The sequence below is a fragment of the Pantoea sp. BS_8 genome, assembly GCF_041954965.1.
GTDB lineage: Bacteria > Pseudomonadota > Gammaproteobacteria > Enterobacterales > Enterobacteriaceae > Pantoea > Pantoea stewartii.
Genome location: NZ_JAVAXU010000001.1, coordinates 806371 through 824385 on the forward strand (window position 1 = coordinate 806371; position 18015 = coordinate 824385).

At 52.0% G+C, this 18015-nt stretch carries 24 protein-coding genes; 19 read left to right on the top strand and 5 right to left on the bottom strand.

Going from position 1 to position 18015, the window contains the following annotated elements; all coding sequences use genetic code 11:
* Positions 1 to 6: 6 nt before the first annotated feature.
* The 3 genes from fliS (at position 7) to amyA (ending at position 2362) form a co-directional block, all read left to right on the top strand.
* Entirely contained in the window at positions 7 to 417 is a 411-nt protein-coding gene (gene fliS, locus RAC65_RS03685; RefSeq protein WP_033742062.1) for a flagellar export chaperone FliS, read from the top strand.
* Positions 417 to 776, top strand: a complete 360-nt coding sequence (gene fliT, locus RAC65_RS03690; protein ID WP_033742064.1) for a flagellar protein FliT — start codon at positions 417 to 419, stop codon at positions 774 to 776. Before fliS ends, fliT begins: the two co-directional genes overlap by 1 nt.
* A 104-nt stretch (positions 777 to 880) precedes the next feature.
* Entirely contained in the window at positions 881 to 2362 is a 1482-nt protein-coding gene (gene amyA / locus RAC65_RS03695; RefSeq protein ID WP_375096367.1) for an alpha-amylase, read from the top strand.
* Between the two features lie 82 nt (positions 2363 to 2444).
* On the opposite strand, the gene yedD is transcribed toward amyA, so the two are convergent.
* Positions 2445 to 2903, bottom strand: a complete 459-nt coding sequence (yedD, locus tag RAC65_RS03700; protein ID WP_006119487.1) for a lipoprotein YedD — start codon at positions 2901 to 2903, stop codon at positions 2445 to 2447.
* 241 nt (positions 2904 to 3144) lie between these two features.
* On the opposite strand from yedD, the gene RAC65_RS03705 reads away from it, so the two are divergent.
* Positions 3145 to 3468 (top strand): DUF6388 family protein, encoded by a 324-nt coding sequence (locus RAC65_RS03705; protein WP_006119488.1) that lies wholly within the window; start codon positions 3145 to 3147, stop codon positions 3466 to 3468.
* 130 nt (positions 3469 to 3598) lie between these two features.
* Here RAC65_RS03705 and iraP read toward each other — a convergent pair whose 3' ends face one another.
* A complete protein-coding gene (gene iraP, locus RAC65_RS03710; protein ID WP_006119490.1) occupies positions 3599 to 3895 on the bottom strand; it encodes an anti-adapter protein IraP in 297 nt (98 codons plus the stop codon).
* A 175-nt stretch (positions 3896 to 4070) separates the two neighbouring features.
* On the opposite strand from iraP, the gene RAC65_RS03715 reads away from it, so the two are divergent.
* Positions 4071 to 4310 (top strand): DinI-like family protein, encoded by a 240-nt coding sequence (locus tag RAC65_RS03715; RefSeq protein WP_033742070.1) that lies wholly within the window; start codon positions 4071 to 4073, stop codon positions 4308 to 4310.
* Between the two features lie 37 nt (positions 4311 to 4347).
* On the opposite strand, the gene RAC65_RS03720 is transcribed toward RAC65_RS03715, so the two are convergent.
* On the bottom strand, positions 4348 to 4614 hold the full coding sequence (locus tag RAC65_RS03720) for a hypothetical protein (RefSeq protein ID WP_006119493.1): 267 nt from the start codon (positions 4612 to 4614) through the stop codon (positions 4348 to 4350).
* A gap of 249 nt (positions 4615 to 4863) precedes the next feature.
* Between RAC65_RS03720 and RAC65_RS03725 the strand changes: the two genes are divergently transcribed.
* Positions 4864 to 5061: a hypothetical protein gene (locus tag RAC65_RS03725; protein ID WP_006119494.1), complete on the top strand. Its 198-nt coding sequence runs from the start codon at positions 4864 to 4866 to the stop codon at positions 5059 to 5061.
* Positions 5062 to 5316: 255 nt separating this feature from the next.
* Here RAC65_RS03725 and RAC65_RS03730 read toward each other — a convergent pair whose 3' ends face one another.
* Positions 5317 to 5607 (bottom strand): hypothetical protein, encoded by a 291-nt coding sequence (locus tag RAC65_RS03730; protein ID WP_033742072.1) that lies wholly within the window; start codon positions 5605 to 5607, stop codon positions 5317 to 5319.
* A gap of 758 nt (positions 5608 to 6365) precedes the next feature.
* Positions 6366 to 6677, bottom strand: a complete 312-nt coding sequence (fliE, locus tag RAC65_RS03735; RefSeq protein WP_006119561.1) for a flagellar hook-basal body complex protein FliE — start codon at positions 6675 to 6677, stop codon at positions 6366 to 6368.
* 233 nt (positions 6678 to 6910) lie between these two features.
* On the opposite strand from fliE, the gene fliF reads away from it, so the two are divergent.
* The 13 genes from fliF to fliR all read left to right on the top strand — a co-directional run bounded on the left by fliF (position 6911) and on the right by fliR (position 17634).
* Positions 6911 to 8614: a flagellar basal-body MS-ring/collar protein FliF gene (fliF, locus tag RAC65_RS03740; RefSeq protein ID WP_375096368.1), complete on the top strand. Its 1704-nt coding sequence runs from the start codon at positions 6911 to 6913 to the stop codon at positions 8612 to 8614.
* A complete protein-coding gene (gene fliG, locus RAC65_RS03745; RefSeq protein ID WP_006119564.1) occupies positions 8611 to 9603 on the top strand; it encodes a flagellar motor switch protein FliG in 993 nt (330 codons plus the stop codon). Before fliF ends, fliG begins: the two co-directional genes overlap by 4 nt.
* Positions 9596 to 10291 (top strand): flagellar assembly protein FliH, encoded by a 696-nt coding sequence (gene fliH, locus RAC65_RS03750; protein WP_375096369.1) that lies wholly within the window; start codon positions 9596 to 9598, stop codon positions 10289 to 10291. The genes fliG and fliH overlap by 8 nt, the downstream gene beginning before the upstream one ends.
* The gene (gene fliI / locus RAC65_RS03755; RefSeq protein ID WP_033742076.1) at positions 10291 to 11652 is read left to right on the top strand and encodes a flagellar protein export ATPase FliI; all 1362 of its coding nucleotides are present in this window, start codon (positions 10291 to 10293) and stop codon (positions 11650 to 11652) included. The genes fliH and fliI overlap by 1 nt, the downstream gene beginning before the upstream one ends.
* A 28-nt stretch (positions 11653 to 11680) precedes the next feature.
* The gene (gene fliJ, locus RAC65_RS03760; RefSeq protein ID WP_033742078.1) at positions 11681 to 12124 is read left to right on the top strand and encodes a flagellar export protein FliJ; all 444 of its coding nucleotides are present in this window, start codon (positions 11681 to 11683) and stop codon (positions 12122 to 12124) included.
* Positions 12121 to 13389 carry a flagellar hook-length control protein FliK gene (locus RAC65_RS03765; protein ID WP_375096370.1) on the top strand — a complete coding sequence of 423 codons (1269 nt, stop codon included), beginning with the start codon at positions 12121 to 12123 and terminating at the stop codon, positions 13387 to 13389. The genes fliJ and RAC65_RS03765 overlap by 4 nt, the downstream gene beginning before the upstream one ends.
* Before the next feature lie 129 nt (positions 13390 to 13518).
* Complete coding sequence (fliL, locus tag RAC65_RS03770; protein WP_033742081.1) at positions 13519 to 14004, top strand: flagellar basal body-associated protein FliL; 486 nt, start codon at positions 13519 to 13521, stop codon at positions 14002 to 14004.
* 4 nt (positions 14005 to 14008) lie between these two features.
* Positions 14009 to 15016, top strand: a complete 1008-nt coding sequence (gene fliM / locus RAC65_RS03775) for a flagellar motor switch protein FliM (RefSeq protein WP_006119575.1) — start codon at positions 14009 to 14011, stop codon at positions 15014 to 15016.
* Entirely contained in the window at positions 15009 to 15422 is a 414-nt protein-coding gene (gene fliN / locus RAC65_RS03780; protein WP_006119577.1) for a flagellar motor switch protein FliN, read from the top strand. The genes fliM and fliN overlap by 8 nt, the downstream gene beginning before the upstream one ends.
* Position 15423: 1 nt before the next feature.
* Entirely contained in the window at positions 15424 to 15822 is a 399-nt protein-coding gene (gene fliO / locus RAC65_RS03785; RefSeq protein WP_033742082.1) for a flagellar biosynthetic protein FliO, read from the top strand.
* Positions 15822 to 16553: a flagellar type III secretion system pore protein FliP gene (gene fliP, locus RAC65_RS03790; protein ID WP_033742230.1), complete on the top strand. Its 732-nt coding sequence runs from the start codon at positions 15822 to 15824 to the stop codon at positions 16551 to 16553. The genes fliO and fliP overlap by 1 nt, the downstream gene beginning before the upstream one ends.
* A 26-nt stretch (positions 16554 to 16579) precedes the next feature.
* Positions 16580 to 16849: a flagellar biosynthesis protein FliQ gene (gene fliQ, locus RAC65_RS03795; protein ID WP_033742083.1), complete on the top strand. Its 270-nt coding sequence runs from the start codon at positions 16580 to 16582 to the stop codon at positions 16847 to 16849.
* A complete protein-coding gene (gene fliR / locus RAC65_RS03800; RefSeq protein ID WP_006119583.1) occupies positions 16849 to 17634 on the top strand; it encodes a flagellar biosynthetic protein FliR in 786 nt (261 codons plus the stop codon). Before fliQ ends, fliR begins: the two co-directional genes overlap by 1 nt.
* Positions 17635 to 18015 lie beyond the last annotated feature (381 nt).

An 18015-nucleotide genomic window follows, 5' to 3' on the forward strand; every position in this document is an offset into this window, starting at 1 on the left:
GTAAGCATGTACGCTAAGTCCGGTATTCAGGCCTATGCGCAGGTAGGTGTGGAAAGCGCCGTATTAAGCGCCAGCCCACATCAGCTGGTCGTGCTGCTTTTTGATGGCGCCCTGAGCGCCATGAAAAAAGCTGCCATTTTAATTGAGCAAGGCGATATTCCCGGTAAAGGTAACGCCTTATCTAAGGCCATTAATATCATTACTAACGGGCTGCGCGCAGGCCTGAACCATGAGGTTGGCGGTGAAATTTCCGCTAATCTCGACGATCTGTATGAATATATGACCCGTCGTCTGTTACAGGCTAACCTGAACAACGACCTTGAGGCCATTACGGAAGTCGAAGGCTTGCTCAATAATATTGCGGATGCGTGGAAACAGATTGGCCCTAATTACCAGCCACAGCAGGATACCTTTTAATGAGTCATCCACTCGAGCTGCTAAAAGGATATCAACACTTACTCACGCTCAGTAATGCCATGCTGGAAAATGCCCGGCAGGGACAATGGGATGAGTTGCTTAGTTGCGAATCAACTTACGTTAGTAGCGTCGAGCGTGTTGCGCGTGATAACGATGCCAGTGCGCTGTCCGCATTACAGCGGGCACAAATTCGCCCGGTACTTGAACAAATTCTGAAGAATGAAACCACGCTGAAGACGTTGCTGGGTGAACGTATGAGCGAACTGCGCTCGCTGGTCACGACCTCAACGCAGCAACACAACATTGTCTCTTCTTACGGCAAGATGGCGGGTAATATCCTTTACCCAAAAGACCAGTAAAGGCCGACTTATGCGGGTAAACACTCTTTTTTTAGTTTACCCGCGTAATTTCTTCACTCTTATCCCATACTTCCAGTTCCCTCTCCTCTGACTGGACGTTTGTCATGCACAACCCAACCCTTTTGCAGTTTTTCCACTGGTATTATCCCGATGGCAGCACGCTGTGGCCGGAAGTCGCAGAAAAAGCGGCCCTGCTTAATGACATCGGCATCAACATGGTCTGGCTGCCCCCTTGCTATAAAGGCGAGTCCGGTGGTTACTCGGTGGGTTATGACAGCTACGATCTCTTCGATTTAGGCGAGTTTGAGCAAAAAGGCAGCGTCGCCACCAAATATGGTGATAAGCAGCAGTTGCTGGCTGCCGTCAATGCGCTGCGCAGCCACAACATTGGCGTGCTGCTGGATGTGGTTCTCAACCATAAAATGGGCGCGGACGAGAAAGAACAGGTGAGCGTAAATCGCGTTAACCCGGATAATCGTGATGAAATTTATCCCGAGGTCGTGGAATGCGAAGCCTGGACAAAGTTTACGTTTCCGGCGCGGGCAGGCGAATACTCGACATTCATCTGGGATCATAAGTGTTTTAGCGGGGTCGACCATATTGAAAATCCCGATGAAAACGGCGTGTTCAAAATTATCAACGATTACACCGCTGAAGGCTGGAACGACCAGGTGGATAACGAGTTAGGTAACTTTGATTATCTGATGGGCGCCAATGTTGATTTCCGCAATAAGGCGGTGAGCGAAGAACTCAAATACTGGGCGCGCTGGGTCATGGAGCAGGTCCCCTGCACCGGCTTTCGTCTGGACGCGGTAAAACATATCCCGGCCTGGTTTTACAAAGACTGGATCGAACATATTCAGGACGTCGCTAACGAACCGCTGTTTATTGTGGCGGAATACTGGTCCTTTGAAACCGAAAAGTTGCAGGAATATATCATTCAGGTGGAAGGCAAAACGCTGCTGTTTGACGCCCCGCTGCATATGAATTTTCATCAGGCGTCTAAAGCCGGCAGCGATTATGACCTGAGCAAAATTTTTGATAACTCGTTGGTATTAGCCGACCCGTGGCATGCCGTGACTATCGTGGCCAACCACGACACACAGCCGCTGCAGTCTCTGGAAGCGCCCGTTGAAGCCTGGTTTAAGCCGCTGGCTTATGCGCTGATTCTGTTGCGCGAGCAAGGCGTTCCGACCATTTTTTATCCGGACCTGTTCGGTGCCCACTATGAGGATGAAGGCGGAGACGGTGAAATGCATCAGGTCGATATGCCGGTCATTCCTGAACTCGAAGGGCTGATTCGTGCCCGTCAGCAATTTGGCTGGGGCGCGCAAACCGATTACTTCGACCATCCTAACTGCGTCGCGTTCAGCCGCAGCGGAACCGCTGAAAAGCCGGGCTGTATTGTGATCATGTCGAATGGCGAAGCGGGGGAAAAACAGATTTCAATGGGAGAAGGATATGCCGGGAAAGTATGGTATGACTATCTGGGACATCAATCCGATACCGTTACGACGGACGACGCCGGCAGCGCCGTGTTTCGCTGTAATGCAGGCAGCGTGAGTGTCTGGGTTGTTGAGGCATAAAACCACAGGTCCGCTGCTTTTTCTGGCGCGGTAACAGCCTGCGCATCAGCGCAAAGCGGTCTCGTGGACCGCTTTGCGTCATTTATTTGTTCAGAACCGGACGCATAATCTCAGGTTCGATATTCTGAATCACATCCACACCGGGATGTTGGGCCGCTTCCTGTAAAGCTTTCTGGCATTCCACCGTGGGTCGATCGACCTTACGCAACGTAAGCCCGTCGTAATCCAGCTCACCGCCATCCAGATCCAGTGTCATAATGCGTAACTGACGCGTGACATTGACATAATCGCCATTCAGCTGCGTCAATTTGCCTGGCTTCGCAATGACCCGTTGCCACTGCCGGCAATCCAGCGTACTGCCGTCCGCGTTGATAATCAGACTCCCAATCGCCTTGTCGCTAATCAGGTTACTCTGCGGCCCAACCGTCTGCCAGTTGCCTTGTAAATTTGCCGGGGCCGGCGTTTGCACCGCACTTTGATAACTGTTTATTTGTGCGCAGCCACTCAGCGCCAGTGTGGCAATCAGCATCCAGTTTTTCATCTTTGATCCCTAAATCCGGTTAATGGCGGCTACGTTATAATTTTTACCGCCAGATGTGCAAGATATCTGAGGGATGAAATCAACGTAAAGCGCGCTTTTCCTGAATTCATCACGCACCGGGTGATGTTTATTCCCTTCCCTGCCCGCTTTTATCGCTGTGAATGAACCTGTCCTCTCCGGCCTGACAAGGGAGGCACAACAGGCTACACTGTCGCCCTGCATTACATCTCAGAGATTTGTCATGAAAACTCCAGAAGCTTATTATGCCCAGGCACGCCAAATGTTCTTCACTGCCCATGCCGATTTTCAGGCCGCACTCGATGAACTGACCGAACAGGATGCCCGTGCCGCCAATATGTCCCTGCGTGAATTGCGCGAGTGGCACGCCGAACGCATTTATGCCGCCTTTTTACGCCAGAAAAATCTTGATGGTATGATTTTTTCGATTCAACTGGCAGAGCCGGATAAAGCCGTCGCCGCCGAAGCCATCGAAGCCTATCTCCGATCGCATGCCGAATCTCTGGGAATGAGTTGGGAAGAATTTTGTATTAAGAACGAGCTCTAGCTATACCTCAGCTGTACGGACAGGAAGAATAACGGCTATGGCGTTGCGCAGCGTCGTGACAACAAACGGTTAATGCCCCTGATACGGCCTCGCTGGCGGCAGAAAACCTTGCTGCCGCCAGCGTTAGCCATCACTCTTCTTGTTCGAGCTTTCCCCTCACCTCAACATACTTAGCCACGGCCAGTAATCGGTTGAGGTGCGTGAGCAACAGATCAATATCAGACTGCATGAACTCTGATGAGGAACGCGATGCCGTGACAATGGCATCCTGCACCGTCTCAGAAATCGTTAACGCATTATCTTGTTTCGCCTGGACTAATAAAGCGGCAACCAGCAATGACTGCGCTTCGACCTGAGCAGTCAGTTCCTTTGCATCGACATCCATTTTTGCCAGTTTAAGCAGAATATCAATAACCAACTGTCGCATTGCACTTCTCCCGGTGAGTGAGCGCATATATCGTTAAGAGCGCCCTCAGAGTAAACCAGATAAAAATGCTTTTCTACGCGGGACCTAAAAAACGGATTCATGCAAACATCAGCTTGATACTGTTTTTATTTACAGTAAAATGGCAACGCGATTTTGCCCTGAAGGGATGGTTATTATGTTTGTAGAGTTAATTTACGATAAGCGTAATGTCGCGGGCCTGCCAGGGGCGCGCGACATGATATTGGCAGAGCTTGAAAAGCGTGTGCATCGTGTTTTTCCTGACATCGAGGTCAAGGTGAAACCGATGGAACGTAACGCGATAGAAACCGACCTCAGCAAGAATGATAAAGCCACTGTCGCGCGTCTGGTGGAAGAAATGTTTGATGAAGCCGAGTTTTGGCTGGTGGCGGATTAATCCGTTAATCGCCACCCCTCAGTTAGCGGGAGATACCTTAACTCTCCTGCTCACTGTGGTTGATTTCAATTTCAATATCCTGAATGGCTTTCTCCAGATCTTCCAGCAACGTTCCCTGCTTATTCAGTAATGCGTCAATACGGGCCGCATTCCCTTCATCCTTGTATTCACCGGCATCAAAGGCTAACCAATGGGCGGAAAGCGTCTCAGTGTTCGTTTGCGCATAGTGGCGCATTTCTTTCAACTGGGATGCCACGTCACGCAGATAATCGGTTTTGCTTTTGGTTTCGATTGAATCACTCATGCTGTGTTTCCTTTTGGTTGTTTTTCCAATGAAAATATCGTCTGGAGATTTAAAGGTAGGACAATATAGCGGTTTTACATTAGGAATAATCGGAATTCACTTTTACAGGACATGGCTTCTCGCCGTGGTCAGGCGGAAAACGGCGGTGTCATACCCCGTCCTTACGTGATGATAAATATGCTGACGGGTCTCCGCTCACAGCTTTGTTGTGCTGGTCTAGACTTAGAGGACGACAAAGAGGAGCAAACGATGCACAACCAAAGTAACGATAAACGTAAACATGAAGGCGATGTCAGCAAAGGATTACCCGAAGCCGCACCTAATGCGGGAAATGCCTACGAGGAAGATGATCATCCCGCAAACGATGCACCGAAAGATCACGGTGAAGTGCCCAGAAAAAATGATGACAGTCAGGATGATAAAAAGGATCCTTTCAAAGCATCATGACATGTCACCGTCTGCCCACTGAACCGGGGCAGACGGTGATCTGCACCATGCTTTGAAGCCGGTGCAGCCATTATTTTAAGGCCAGCAGGATGAGAAGCCATGCCTCCCTGCTCGTTAACCCAGCTGGCCTGGCATGTGGGCTGCTCGCCTGGCAACGGTCAGGGACGGGCGGGCAACAGGCTTTGGCCCTTTATTCACACGGATCGCAGGCGCAGAAAAACGCCGGATACGGGAGCGGGCCCCCTCTGCACGTGATCAGGCTTGCTGATTTAAATAATCGACCAGCATCTCAAGATTAATCCGGTGAGGGCCGTCTGGATAAAAAACATCCTGCGCCGGTCGATGGGCATCGAATAACGGTTGCAGATTCACATCCCGATCCAGCAACTGAATCGTCCCCTCAGTCAGTTTGTAAGAAATCACTGTGCAGGAACCTTCCGGGATTTTATCTATAAAATCTGACTTCCGGTTTTCCGAATAGACTTCATATTTAATCTGCTCACCACTTTTTGAGTTCGTGAGAAGTGTTTGAATTAAGTATCTCATGTTGATATATCCGTGAGCAGAATGAATACTGACATTAATATCAGGCGACAGATTTAAACAGTTAAATATTTTAATTAGATTAGAAGAGGAATATTTCCGTTTGATGTGTAACCGGGGATACAAGCCGCGTGGTGCCTGTTACGCTGCTGTCGCAACCCGCGTCGCCGTTAAGGTAAACAGGTTTTGCTGGCTTACGAATACATACCAGATTACATCTTTTGCTTTCAGTATTTCATTTTTTACTTCCCACCTTCAGGGATATTTTTAGTTATTAAGCTAACTAATTTTGCTTTTAAAAGTCGTAGAAAAATTACAACATTAGAAATGATATTTTTTGACGCAGGAACCGTGCTGAAAATACTTTAGCGGATGGCGTCATGCAGCCGTAACCGGCACAGCGAAAATGTCATAGTGAACGCCTGCACGGAAGCGAAGGATAAAGATGCAGGATATATTTTCTTTCGGCAAGAAAAGGAGAATAAACACCGACAGGTAGATGTCTGAAGTAAAGGGATGATGAGGCAGGTTGTGGTGCGACAATCGCGTCTCAGACGCTGCCCTGACAGGCCCAACTCGGCTACCGCGCGCGGCTGGCATGGCCTGAACGCATCAGGAAAGGTTATCAGGTGTACGATTGCATCGTTGAACACGTATAAAGCAACAAGAAGGCGCTTTTGGTAAAGCCACATTCTGTATCGCTCTTGTCCCAACTCAACGCCGCCAGGCATATACCTGATAATAAAGACCCGTTTTCCCGACTACACCTGCATGTTCATGATGTCGGTATAGGCCGAAACCAGCTTGTTCCTGACCTGAATCCCCATCTGCATGGAGATAGACGATTTTTGCAGATCGACCATCACATCGTTTAAAGCGACACCGGGTTTCCCCATTTCGAACGCCTGCGCCTGGCTACGGGCGGTGGTCTGGGTTTCGCTGATTTTGTCCAGAGCGGCCTTCATGGTCGCGCCAAAATCGATATGGCTGTTGACCTCATCGCTTTTGTTATTGGCCTGAAGCGAGGTCATCTGTAACTGCTGTAAAACACCGTCGATTGCCTGAATTGACATGGTTGCTACCTCATTAAAAAAGATGAAGATTTTTGACGTGGGGAGAAGTTAACACATTGTCAATAAGACAAAGCCGCTAAATGACGCTAAAAACCGTGGCTTATTCACCCATCGAATTTTGCGTTTCATCAAATAATGCCAAGCATTGAAGTAGAAATTTTATTTAAGCAGGTCAGGGAGTCTGTTTTGCCATCACAACTAACCCGGTCAATTACGTCAGGCAGGAATCGGTCATGAATGCGAGTGCAGCCGCCACACAAAATGAAGAAACGAAAGGCTTTGGTGACCTTCTCGCTCGCCTGCGTGCCAATCCACGTATTCCGTTAATCGTCGCAGCCGCAGCCGCTATCGCTGTGGTTTTTGCGTTGGTGCTCTGGGCCAAAACACCGAACTACAGCGTATTGTTCAGCAACCTGTCCAATGAGGACGGGGGTGCCATTGTCACGCAGTTGACGCAAATGAATGTCCCTTATCGTTTCGCGGATAACGGCGGTGCATTAATGGTGCCGGAAGATAAGGTGCATGAGCTGCGCCTGCGTCTGGCTGAACAGGGTCTGCCAAAAGGTGGCAACGTCGGTTTTGAACTGCTGGATAAAGAAAAGTTCGGTATCAGCCAGTTCAGCGAGCAGGTGAACTACCAGCGCGCACTGGAAGGCGAGCTGGCACGTACTATCGAATCTCTGGGGCCGGTGAAAACGGCGCGCGTCCATCTGGCGATGCCTAAACCAACCCTTTTCGTACGTGAGCAAAAAGCGCCCTCCGCGTCTGTGACGTTAACTCTGCAGCCGGGCCGTGCGCTGGATGAAGGTCAGATTCAGGCCATCACGCACATGGTTTCCAGCAGCGTGGCCGGTTTACCGCCGGGGAACGTGACCGTGGTCGATCAGAGCGGTCATCTGTTAACCCGTTCTGACGCAGTAGGCCGTGATCTGAACGATGCACAGCTGAAATATGCCGCCGAAGTCGAAGCGCGTTACCAGCAACGTATCGAAGCGATCCTTAACCCGATTCTGGGCCAGGGCAATGTCCATGCGCAGGTAACGGCACAGATTAACTTCGATACCAGTGAACAGACGGATGAGAAGTACCAGCCGAACGGCGATCCGAAAAACGCGTCTATTCGCTCTCAGCAGACCAGCACCAGCGAGCAGACGGGCAGCCCTTATCCGGGCGGCGTACCGGGCGCACTGTCTAACCAGCCTGCGCCAGCCAATACGGCCCCGATCAATACGGCCAATGGCCAGAATGCCAATGGTCAGAACAATGCGGCCAATGGTCAACGGACCAGCACAGCCTCTACCAGCAGTGTACCGACCAACTCGCGCCGTGATGATACGGTGAACTATGAGCTGGATCGTACCATTCGTCATACCAAGATGAATGTGGGTGACGTGCAGCGCCTGTCTGTTGCCGTGGTGGTGAACTATCGCGAAGACGATAAAGGCAAAGCGATTGCGCTGAATGAGCAGCAGCTGAAGCAGATTGAAGACCTGACGCGCGAAGCCATGGGCTATTCACAGACACGTGGCGACACTGTCAACGTGGTGAACTCGCAGTTTAATACCACCGAGCCTGTATCAACTGAACTGCCCTTCTGGCAACAGCAGTCGTTCTTTGATCAGCTGATTAATGCAGGTAAATGGCTGTTGGTTGCGCTGGTGGCGTTCATCCTGTATCGCAAAATGGTGCGTCCGCATGTTCTGCGTAAGAAAGCCGCAGAGCAGGCCGCTGCAGAAGCTCAGGCTGCCCGTGCTGCTCAGCAGAACGATCAGGAAGCTTACAGCGTCCAGCTCAGCAAAGATGAACTTGAGCAGGAACGTAAATCTAATAACCGCATGAGCGCTGAAGTCATGAGCCAGCGTATCCGCGACATGTCTGAAAACGATCCGCGCGTTGTTGCGCTGGTGATTCGCGAATGGATGAGTAACGAACTATGAGTCTGACCGGTACTGAAAAAAGCGCCATTCTGATGATGACCATTGGTGAAGAACGCGCGGCGGAAGTCTTTAAGCACCTGAACCAACGTGAGGTTCAGCATCTGAGTGCCGCGATGGCCAGCATGCGTCAGGTCTCGCATAAGCAACTGACCGAAGTGCTGCGTGAGTTTGAAGGCGATGCCGAGCAGTTCGCGGCGCTGAGCCTCAACTCGAACGATTACCTGCGCTCCGTGCTGACCCGGGCGTTGGGTGAAGAGCGTGCGTCAAGCCTGCTGGAAGATATCCTTGAAACCCGCGATACCACTAGTGGTATGGAAACGCTCAACTTCATGGAACCGCAGGCCGCAGCCGATCTGATTCGCGACGAGCATCCACAGATCATCGCGACTATCCTGGTCCACCTGAAACGGGGTCAGGCTGCCGATATTCTGGCCTTGTTTGATGAGCGCCTGCGTCATGACGTCATGCTGCGTATTGCTACCTTCGGTGGTGTGCAGCCGGCAGCGCTGGCAGAACTGACCGAAGTCCTGAACAGCCTGCTCGACGGTACCAACCTCAAGCGTGCGAAGATGGGCGGCGTGAGAACGGCGGCCGAAATTATCAACCTGATGAAAACGCAGCAGGAAGAAGCGGTTATCGAAGCGGTACGCGACTTCGATGGCGAACTGGCACAGAAAATTATCGACGAGATGTTCCTGTTCGAAAACCTGGTGGAAGTGGACGACCGCAGTATCCAGCGTCTGTTGCAGGAAGTGGAATCCGAGCAGTTGCTGATCGCCCTGAAAGGTGCCGAGCAGCCGCTGCGCGAGAAGTTCCTCAAAAACATGTCAGCCCGTGCGGCCGATATCCTGCGCGACGATCTGGCCAACCGTGGTCCGGTACGTATGTCTGCAGTAGAGAACGAACAGAAAGCGATCCTGCTGGTGGTGCGTCGTCTGGCAGAGTCCGGCGAGATGGTAATCGGTGGCGGCGAGGAAACCTATGTCTGATGCATTTTCCGCCCGCCCCTGGCAACTGTGGCAGCCTGTAGAACTGGGGCGTCCTGAAGAGCCCGCGACGATTCAGACTGAACCCGAAATCGAATTCTTCGAATCAGAAGAAGACGAACAGCAACAGCAGTTTGAGCAGATGCAGCAGCAGTTGCGTAAAGAAGCCCACGGTCAAGGCTACAGCGAAGGCCATCAGCAGGGGTTTAATGAAGGTCAGAAAGCCGGCTATGACGCGGGCTTTCAGCAAGGCCTTGCTGATGCGCAGCAACAGCAGGCTCCCTTACAGGCGCGAATGCAGCAGCTGGTGACGGAATTTCAAAATACGCTGGAATCGCTGGACAGCGTCATTGCTGCCCGCCTGATGCAGCTGGCTCTGGAAGCCGCGCGTTCGGTGATTGGTCAGGCCACCACGGTGGATGGCAGTGCGTTGCTGCGCCAGATTCAGGGCTTACTGCAGCAGGAGCCCATGTTTAGCGGTAAGCCGCAGCTTCGGGTGCATCCTGATGACCTGCTGAGGATTGAACAAACACTGGGGCCAACGCTTGATCTGCACGGCTGGCGTTTACTGGCTGACAATACGCTGCACCCCGGCGGCTGCAAGCTCAGTGCCGAAGACGGCGATCTTGACGCGAGCGTGGCAACCCGCTGGCAGGAACTGTGCCGTCTTGCCGCACCTGGAGAGTTTTAATGACCACTCGTCTGAACCGCTGGCTGGGCTCGCTTGATGCCTTCGAAAGTCGTATTGCGCAGGTGCAACCTGTTCGTCGCTATGGACGGCTGACGCGTGCCACCGGCCTGGTTCTCGAAGCAACCGGCCTGCAGTTGCCGCTCGGTTCGACCTGTGTGATTGAACGTAATGACGGTAAAACGATTAGCGAAATTGAAAGCGAAGTCGTGGGCTTCAACGGTCAGAAACTGTTGATGATGCCGCTGGAAGAAGTGGACGGCATTCTGCCCGGCGCGCGCGTTTATGCCCGTACCACCGGCGATAACCCTCATTCAGGTAAACAGCTGCTGCTGGGGCCACAGCTGTTAGGCCGGGTGCTTGATGGCAGCGGCCGCCCACTGGATGGCTTGCCTTCCCCGGAAACGGGCTACCGTGCCCCATTGAACACACCGCCGTTTAACCCTTTACAGCGCACCCCTATTACCGATGTGCTGGACACCGGCGTTCGGGCGATTAACGCCCTGCTCACCGTTGGCCGGGGACAACGTATGGGCTTGTTCGCCGGATCAGGCGTGGGTAAAAGTGTGCTGCTCGGCATGATGGCGCGCTATACCCAGGCCGATGTGATCGTGGTGGGCTTAATCGGTGAACGTGGCCGTGAAGTTAAAGACTTTATTGAAAACATCTTAGGTGCTGAAGGCCGCGCCCGTTCGGTCGTCATCGCCGCGCCGGCAGATGTCTCACCGCTACTGCGTCTGCAGGGTGCCGCTTACGCCACGCGCATTGCGGAAGATTTCCGCGATCGCGGTAAACATGTTTTATTAATCATGGATTCGCTGACACGTTATGCCATGGCGCAACGTGAAATCGCGCTGGCGATTGGTGAGCCGCCGGCCACCAAAGGTTATCCACCTTCCGTATTTGCCAAACTGCCCGCCCTGGTTGAACGCGCGGGTAACGGCATCGATGGCGGCGGCTCGATCACGGCGTTTTATACCGTGCTGACCGAAGGCGACGATCAGCAGGACCCGATTGCTGACTCTGCGCGTGCCATTCTTGACGGCCACATTGTGCTGTCACGTCGTCTGGCCGAAGCCGGCCATTATCCGGCGATTGATATTGAAGCCTCAATCAGTCGTGCCATGACGTCACTGATTGATGAAAACCATTATGCACGCGTGCGCCAGTTCAAACAGTTGCTCTCGAGTTTCCAGCGCAACCGGGATCTGGTCAGCGTCGGTGCCTATGCCGCCGGTAGCGATCCGATGCTGGACAAAGCCATTCAGCTTTATCCGCAGATGGAAGCCTTCCTGCAACAAGGCATTTTTGAGCGCAGTGAGTACGACGATGCCTGCCTGCATTTACATGCATTGTTCGGTTAATTCGCGCGTTTGATATGAGGACATCGTAATGAAAACAGTCAATGCCATTGACACTTTGCGTGACCTGGCGGAACAGGATCTTGAACGCGCCGCCGTGCTGTTAGGCGATATGCGGCGTGGCCAGCAGGCTGCAAACGAGCAGCTCAGTATGTTGCTTGACTATCAGGATGAATACCGCAACAAGCTGAACAGCGACATGTCCAGCGGTATTGCCAGCAACCGCTGGACGAACTATCACCAGTTCATTCAGACGCTGGAAAAAGCCATTGAGCAACACCGCAGTCAGTTGCAGCAATGGAATCAACGGCTTGAACAGGCACTGGTTAACTGGCGTGAAAAACAACAACGCCTCAATGCCTATCAGACGCTGATTACCCGGGCAGAAGAAAATGCATTACGACAAGAAAACCGTCTCGACCAGAAACGGATGGATGAATTTGCCCAACGGGCTGCACTGAGGAAAGGCGAATGATTACGCTGCCAAACATTGCGTTGACAACGAAAACAACCGGCACCGCTGAAACATCGGGGACAACCGATCTGCTGAGCGGTGGCGAGGCGCTACCGAAGGACTTTATCACTACGCTGGGAAATCAGTTGCTTTCCCTGGCGAAACTGCACAGTAAAACCACGGTTGCAGCAGAAAAAAATAGTGTCGCTGATGACGACAGCAAGGTTGCCACGTCGTTGAATGCATTGATCTCTTCGCTGGAAAACCCGACTGCACTCAGTGCGCTGTTTAAACCGGAAAATATTAAAGCCGGTACAAAATCAGCCGATGATAAGGGTGACGCGAAAGAGGCCGCGCTGAACAGCAGCGATATGCAAAATATTCAGGCGCTGTTTGCCATGTTACCGGCAACCGGCTTGCAACAGGCCGTGAAAGACAGCACGACGACGCGTGACGTGGATATGCAACGCGATGCCGGACCGCGTTCGGCCTTATCGGCACTGACGCAGGCGGTGACCACGGCTCTGAGCGGTGATGACAAAGACGCGAAAAACAGCAAGGTGCAGGATGGCGGTCGCCTGGCCAGTAACGTTGACCAGGCCAGCCGTGGGGTAACGCCCGCAGCCACGACGCAAACCGCATCGACACCGGCACAGTTGACGACAGACGCCAGTTTTCAGCAGATACTGAGCAGCGTCAACAAGCAGGATGAGCGTCCGATAAACGCTGCAGCCAGCGATAATCAGACGATGATTGCCGCGCCGATAACCAGCGTCAGCAGCGTTATGCAACCCTTCACGGCCTCTGCGTCGATAAACACGCCGTCTACGCCGATGCTGAATGCCCACCTGGGTAGCAATGAATGGCAGCAGGCCCTGAGTCAACAAATTGTGATGTTCAGTCGTAACGGCCAGCAGAATGCGGAGTTACGCCTGCATCCAGAAGATCTCGGTGCGATCCAGATCAGCCTGAAACTGAATAACGATCAGGCACAGTTAAATATGGTTTCAGGTCACAGCCATGTCAGGGCTGCACTGGAAGCCGCGCTTCCTCAGCTGCGCACTGCGCTGGCTGAAAATGGTATTAACCTGGGTGAGAGTCAGGTCAGCAGTGACAGTTTCGCGCAAGGGCAAAGCTTCCAGCATCAGCAGGAGGCGCGTCGCGACGGACAGCACGGCAGCTTCTCTCTGACCCAGGACAGTGATAACGACATCACGCCGATTGCCGTACCGCAGGCTCTTCAGGCCCGGTTAAACGGTAAGGGCGCCGTCGACACCTTTGCCTGACAGCGACAAACGCTGAAGGTAAGCGTAAAACCCGTGTCTTTTCTTGCCATTGTTTGACTTAAGACACGCGATAATCTGTTCAGGTGAGCCGAGAGGCTCGCCCATAATTCACAGGAAGTAACTGCTAAAATGTCTGATAACGCGAAAGCTAAAGGTCGCAAACGTAAAATCCTGATTCCAGTGTTGCTGATCGTAACGCTGGCCGCTTGCAGCGTGGCAGGCTATGCAGTCTGGCGAATAATGAATAAACATGAGGGCGATAAGCCGGAGGCCGCGAAAGTTGAACCGCCTCCCGCCCCGGTCTTTTTTGCACTTGATACATTTACGGTTAACCTGGTCAATCCCGACAACGATCCAGACCGTGTACTGTACGTAGGGTTTACTCTGCGTCTGCCGGATGAAGAAACGCGTCGTCGGATGAGTGACTATCTGCCTGAGGTTCGCAGTCGTCTGTTACTGCTGCTTTCTCGCCAGAGCGCTGCTGCGCTGGCGACAGAGCAAGGAAAGCAAGCGCTTGTTGAGCAAATCAAACAGGCGCTGGCACCACCGCTGGTGAAAGGTCAACCTCCGCAGGTCGTAGACGACGTACTGTTTACCGCCTTCATTTTGAGGTGAATCAATGGGCGACAGCATTCTCTCCCAGGCTGAAATTGACGCGCTATTAAACGGCGACAGTGGCAGCGCGGAAGAAGAAAAGAAACAAAACGGGCCAGAGGGCGATATTCGCCCTTATGATCCCAATACCCAGCGCCGCGTGGTGCGCGAGCGTTTACAGGCGCTGGAAATTATTAACGAGCGTTTTGCCCGTCATTTCCGTATGGCGCTGTTTAACCTGCTGCGCCGTAGCCCGGATATTAGCGTGGGCGCGATCAAGATTCAGCCATACCATGAGTTTGCCCGCAACCTGCCGGTGCCAACGAACCTGAACCTGATCCACCTGAAGCCGCTGCGCGGCACGGCTCTGGTCGTGTTTTCACCGAGCCTTGTATTTATTGCCGTTGATAACCTTTTTGGCGGAGATGGGCGTTTTCCGACTAAAGTAGAAGGACGTGAGTTCACGCATACCGAGCAACGCGTCATTCGTCGTATGCTGAAACTGGCGCTTGATGGCTACAGCGATGCGTGGAAAGCGATTTATCCTCTGGATGTCGAGTACGTCCGTTCGGAAATGCAGGTGAAGTTCACCAACATCACCACATCGCCTAACGATATCGTCGTCAACACGCCGTTCCAGGTCGAGATTGGCAACCTTGTCGGTGAGTTCAACATCTGTATTCCGTTTTCGATGATTGAACCTTTGCGTGAAATGCTGGTGAATCCGCCGCTGGAAAACTCGCGGTCAGAAGATACACACTGGCGGGACAATCTGGTGAAGCAGGTTCAGCATTCTGAACTGGAACTGATTGCCCATTTTGCTGAAACGTCGTTGCGTCTGTCACGCGTGTTGCAGCTGAAACCCGGCGATGTCCTGCCGATTGAAAAACCCGAGCGCATTATTGCCCACGTGGACGGTGTGCCTGTTTTAACCAGCCAGTACGGTACACTTAACGGTCAGTATGCGCTGCGTGTAGAACATTTGATTAACCCGATTTTGAATTCGCTTAACGAGGAACAGCCCCATGACTGACAGCAAGAAACCGTCCGATGACACCATCTCTGCGGACGATCTGTGGGCTGAAGCAATGAATGAGCAGGTGGGCTCTGGTGCCAGCACCTCACAGAGTGATGACGTTTTCAAATCGTTTGAAAGCAGCAACACTTCAGGCTCATTGCAGGATATTGACCTGATTATGGATATCCCGGTAAAACTGACTGTGGAACTGGGCCGCACCAAGATGACCATCAAAGAACTGCTGCGTCTGACACAGGGTTCTGTGGTCTCACTGGATGGTCTCGCAGGCGAGCCGCTGGATATCCTGATTAACGGTTACCTGATTGCGCAGGGTGAAGTCGTGGTCGTTAACGACAAATATGGTGTGCGTATCACCGACATCATTACGCCTTCAGAACGTATGCGCCGTCTGAGCCGTTAATATGAATAACCAGAATCATACTGTCCAACCGGCTACGCCGCAGACGCCCGCCATCTCAGCGGGCTCTGTACTGACTCAGGTAAGTGGTGTTCTGGTTGTTATTATCCTGTTGATTCTGGCATGCGCCTGGCTGGCCCGTCGTATGGGCTTTGCGCCGAAAAAAGTCGGCAGCCGTGAGCTGACGCTCACGGCCAGTGTCCAGGTCGGTCAGCGCGAGCGCGTCGTCATCGTTGATACGCCAGATGCCCGTCTGGTACTGGGCGTAACGGCACAGCAAATTACCCACCTGCATACGTTGCCACCGGGTTCACCCGATGTAGACACCGCGGAAAAGGCAGCACCGCAGGATTTTCGTCAGTTATTACAGAATCTGGTTAAACGTCCCGGAAAAAACCCATGATGCGTCGACTGCTCCCTCTTCTGCCGCTGCTGTTGCTGGCACCGGTTGCTCACGCCCAGTTACCAGGCCTGGTAAGCCAGCCATTAGCCAATGGTGGCCAGAGCTGGTCACTTCCGGTACAAACGCTGGTATTTATTACCTCGTTGACGTTTCTGCCGGCCATTCTGTTAATGATGACCAGCTTCACCCGCATCATTATTGTTTTTGGTCTGCTGCGTAATGCGCTGGGCACGCCCTCTGCGCCGCCCAATCAGGTATTACTTGGCCTGACGCTCTTTTTAACTTTTTTTATTATGGCACCTACCTTTGATAAAATTTATCAGGATGCCTATCTGCCTTTCAGTCAGGATAAAATCAGTATGGATGTGGCCATTGATAAAGGCGCACAACCCCTGCGTGAATTTATGCTGCGTCAAACGCGTGAAGCTGACTTAGCGTTATTTGCCCGTCTGGCAAATACGCCTCCCATTGTCGGGCCGGAAGCCGTGCCGATGCGTATTTTATTACCTGCTTATGTGACCAGTGAATTAAAGACCGCCTTCCAGATTGGATTTACCGTCTTTATTCCTTTTTTAATTATTGACCTTGTCGTGGCCAGCGTATTAATGGCGCTGGGTATGATGATGGTGCCGCCGGCAACCATCGCCCTGCCCTTTAAATTAATGTTATTTGTTCTGGTGGATGGCTGGCAGTTGCTGGTTGGATCGCTGGCACAAAGTTTCTATTCCTGATCTTGTGAGTGGCACAGGAGATATTCATGACACCTGAATCGGTAATGGTAATGGGCCAGGAGGCGATGCGCGTCGCGTTGCTGCTGGCCGCTCCGATGCTGCTGGCCGCCCTGGTCAGCGGTTTACTGGTGAGCTTGCTACAGGCAGCGACCCAGATTAATGAACAAACGCTGTCTTTCATTCCTAAGATTATTGCGGTGGCGGCCACGGGCGTCGTTGCCGGTCCCTGGATGTTAAACGTCTTGCTGGATTATATCCGCACCGTTTTTTCTAACCTGCCCTATATCATCGGCTGATGATTACGCTCGACAGCAGCCAGCTTGTTCACTGGATAAGCCAGTTTTTCTGGCCGATGGTGCGCATTCTGGCGCTGATTGCGACAGCGCCGGTATTGAGTGAGCGCGCCATCAGCAAACGGGTGAAAATCGGCCTGGCGGCCATGATCACCTGGCTGCTGGTCCCGCTGTTACCGCCGGTGAACGTCACCCTGTTTTCGCCGGCCGGTTTCATGCTGCTGATTCAGCAAATGCTGATTGGTATCGCCATTGGTTTTACGATGCAGTTTGCCTTTGCAGCTGTCCGGGCGGCCGGTGAACTGATTGGTTTGCAAATGGGTCTGTCATTTGCGACGTTTTTTGATCCCGCCAGTCGGCTTAATATGCCGGTCCTTGCGCGTTTTCTCGACATGCTGGCCATGTTACTGTTTTTATCCTTCAACGGTCATTTGTGGCTTATCTCACTGTTGGCGGACAGTTTTCATACACTTCCTGTAGGTGGAACACCACTTGAAGCTAATGCTTTTATGGCGCTGGCAAAATCAGGCGGCATGATTTTCCTTAATGGCATGATGTTAGCGTTACCCTTGATCGTTCTGCTACTCACACTAAACATGGTCCTGGGTTTGTTAAACCGTCTTTCACCACAGTTATCAATCTTCGCGATCGGCTTCCCGATTACCTTATCAGTCGGCATTTTGACGATCAGCCTGCTGATGCCCCTTCTCGCCCCGTTCTGTGAGCACCTGTTCGGCGAAATATTTGATCTTCTGGCCCAGTTCCTCACCGAACTGTCCCCCTCCTGAACATTAAGTATCTAACTATTTTTCCTTTTCCATACTTAAGAAATTCACAACTATCCGGGCATTTTTCAAACCATATTTTCCAGAAATCAACTAAGGATATTCTGATAAATGTGCGATAAGTCTTAAAATAATTCTTATTAAACCGCGCATCGCGTATTTTAGTCGGGCGGTACACAGAGTCATCGACAGGGTTGTTTTGGTGATAAAATCGGCAATGCATTGAAATTAAACAAGAAAAAATATTGTGTGATTTTTCTTGTCAGAAAATGTTTTTTCCGGCATTGTCAACTCACTCTTCAACCTTACACTTTCGTGAAACAAATGTTTTTAAGACTTGTCCTATCAGAAAACTCTGGGTTTTCAGCGATAGTGACATTGCTC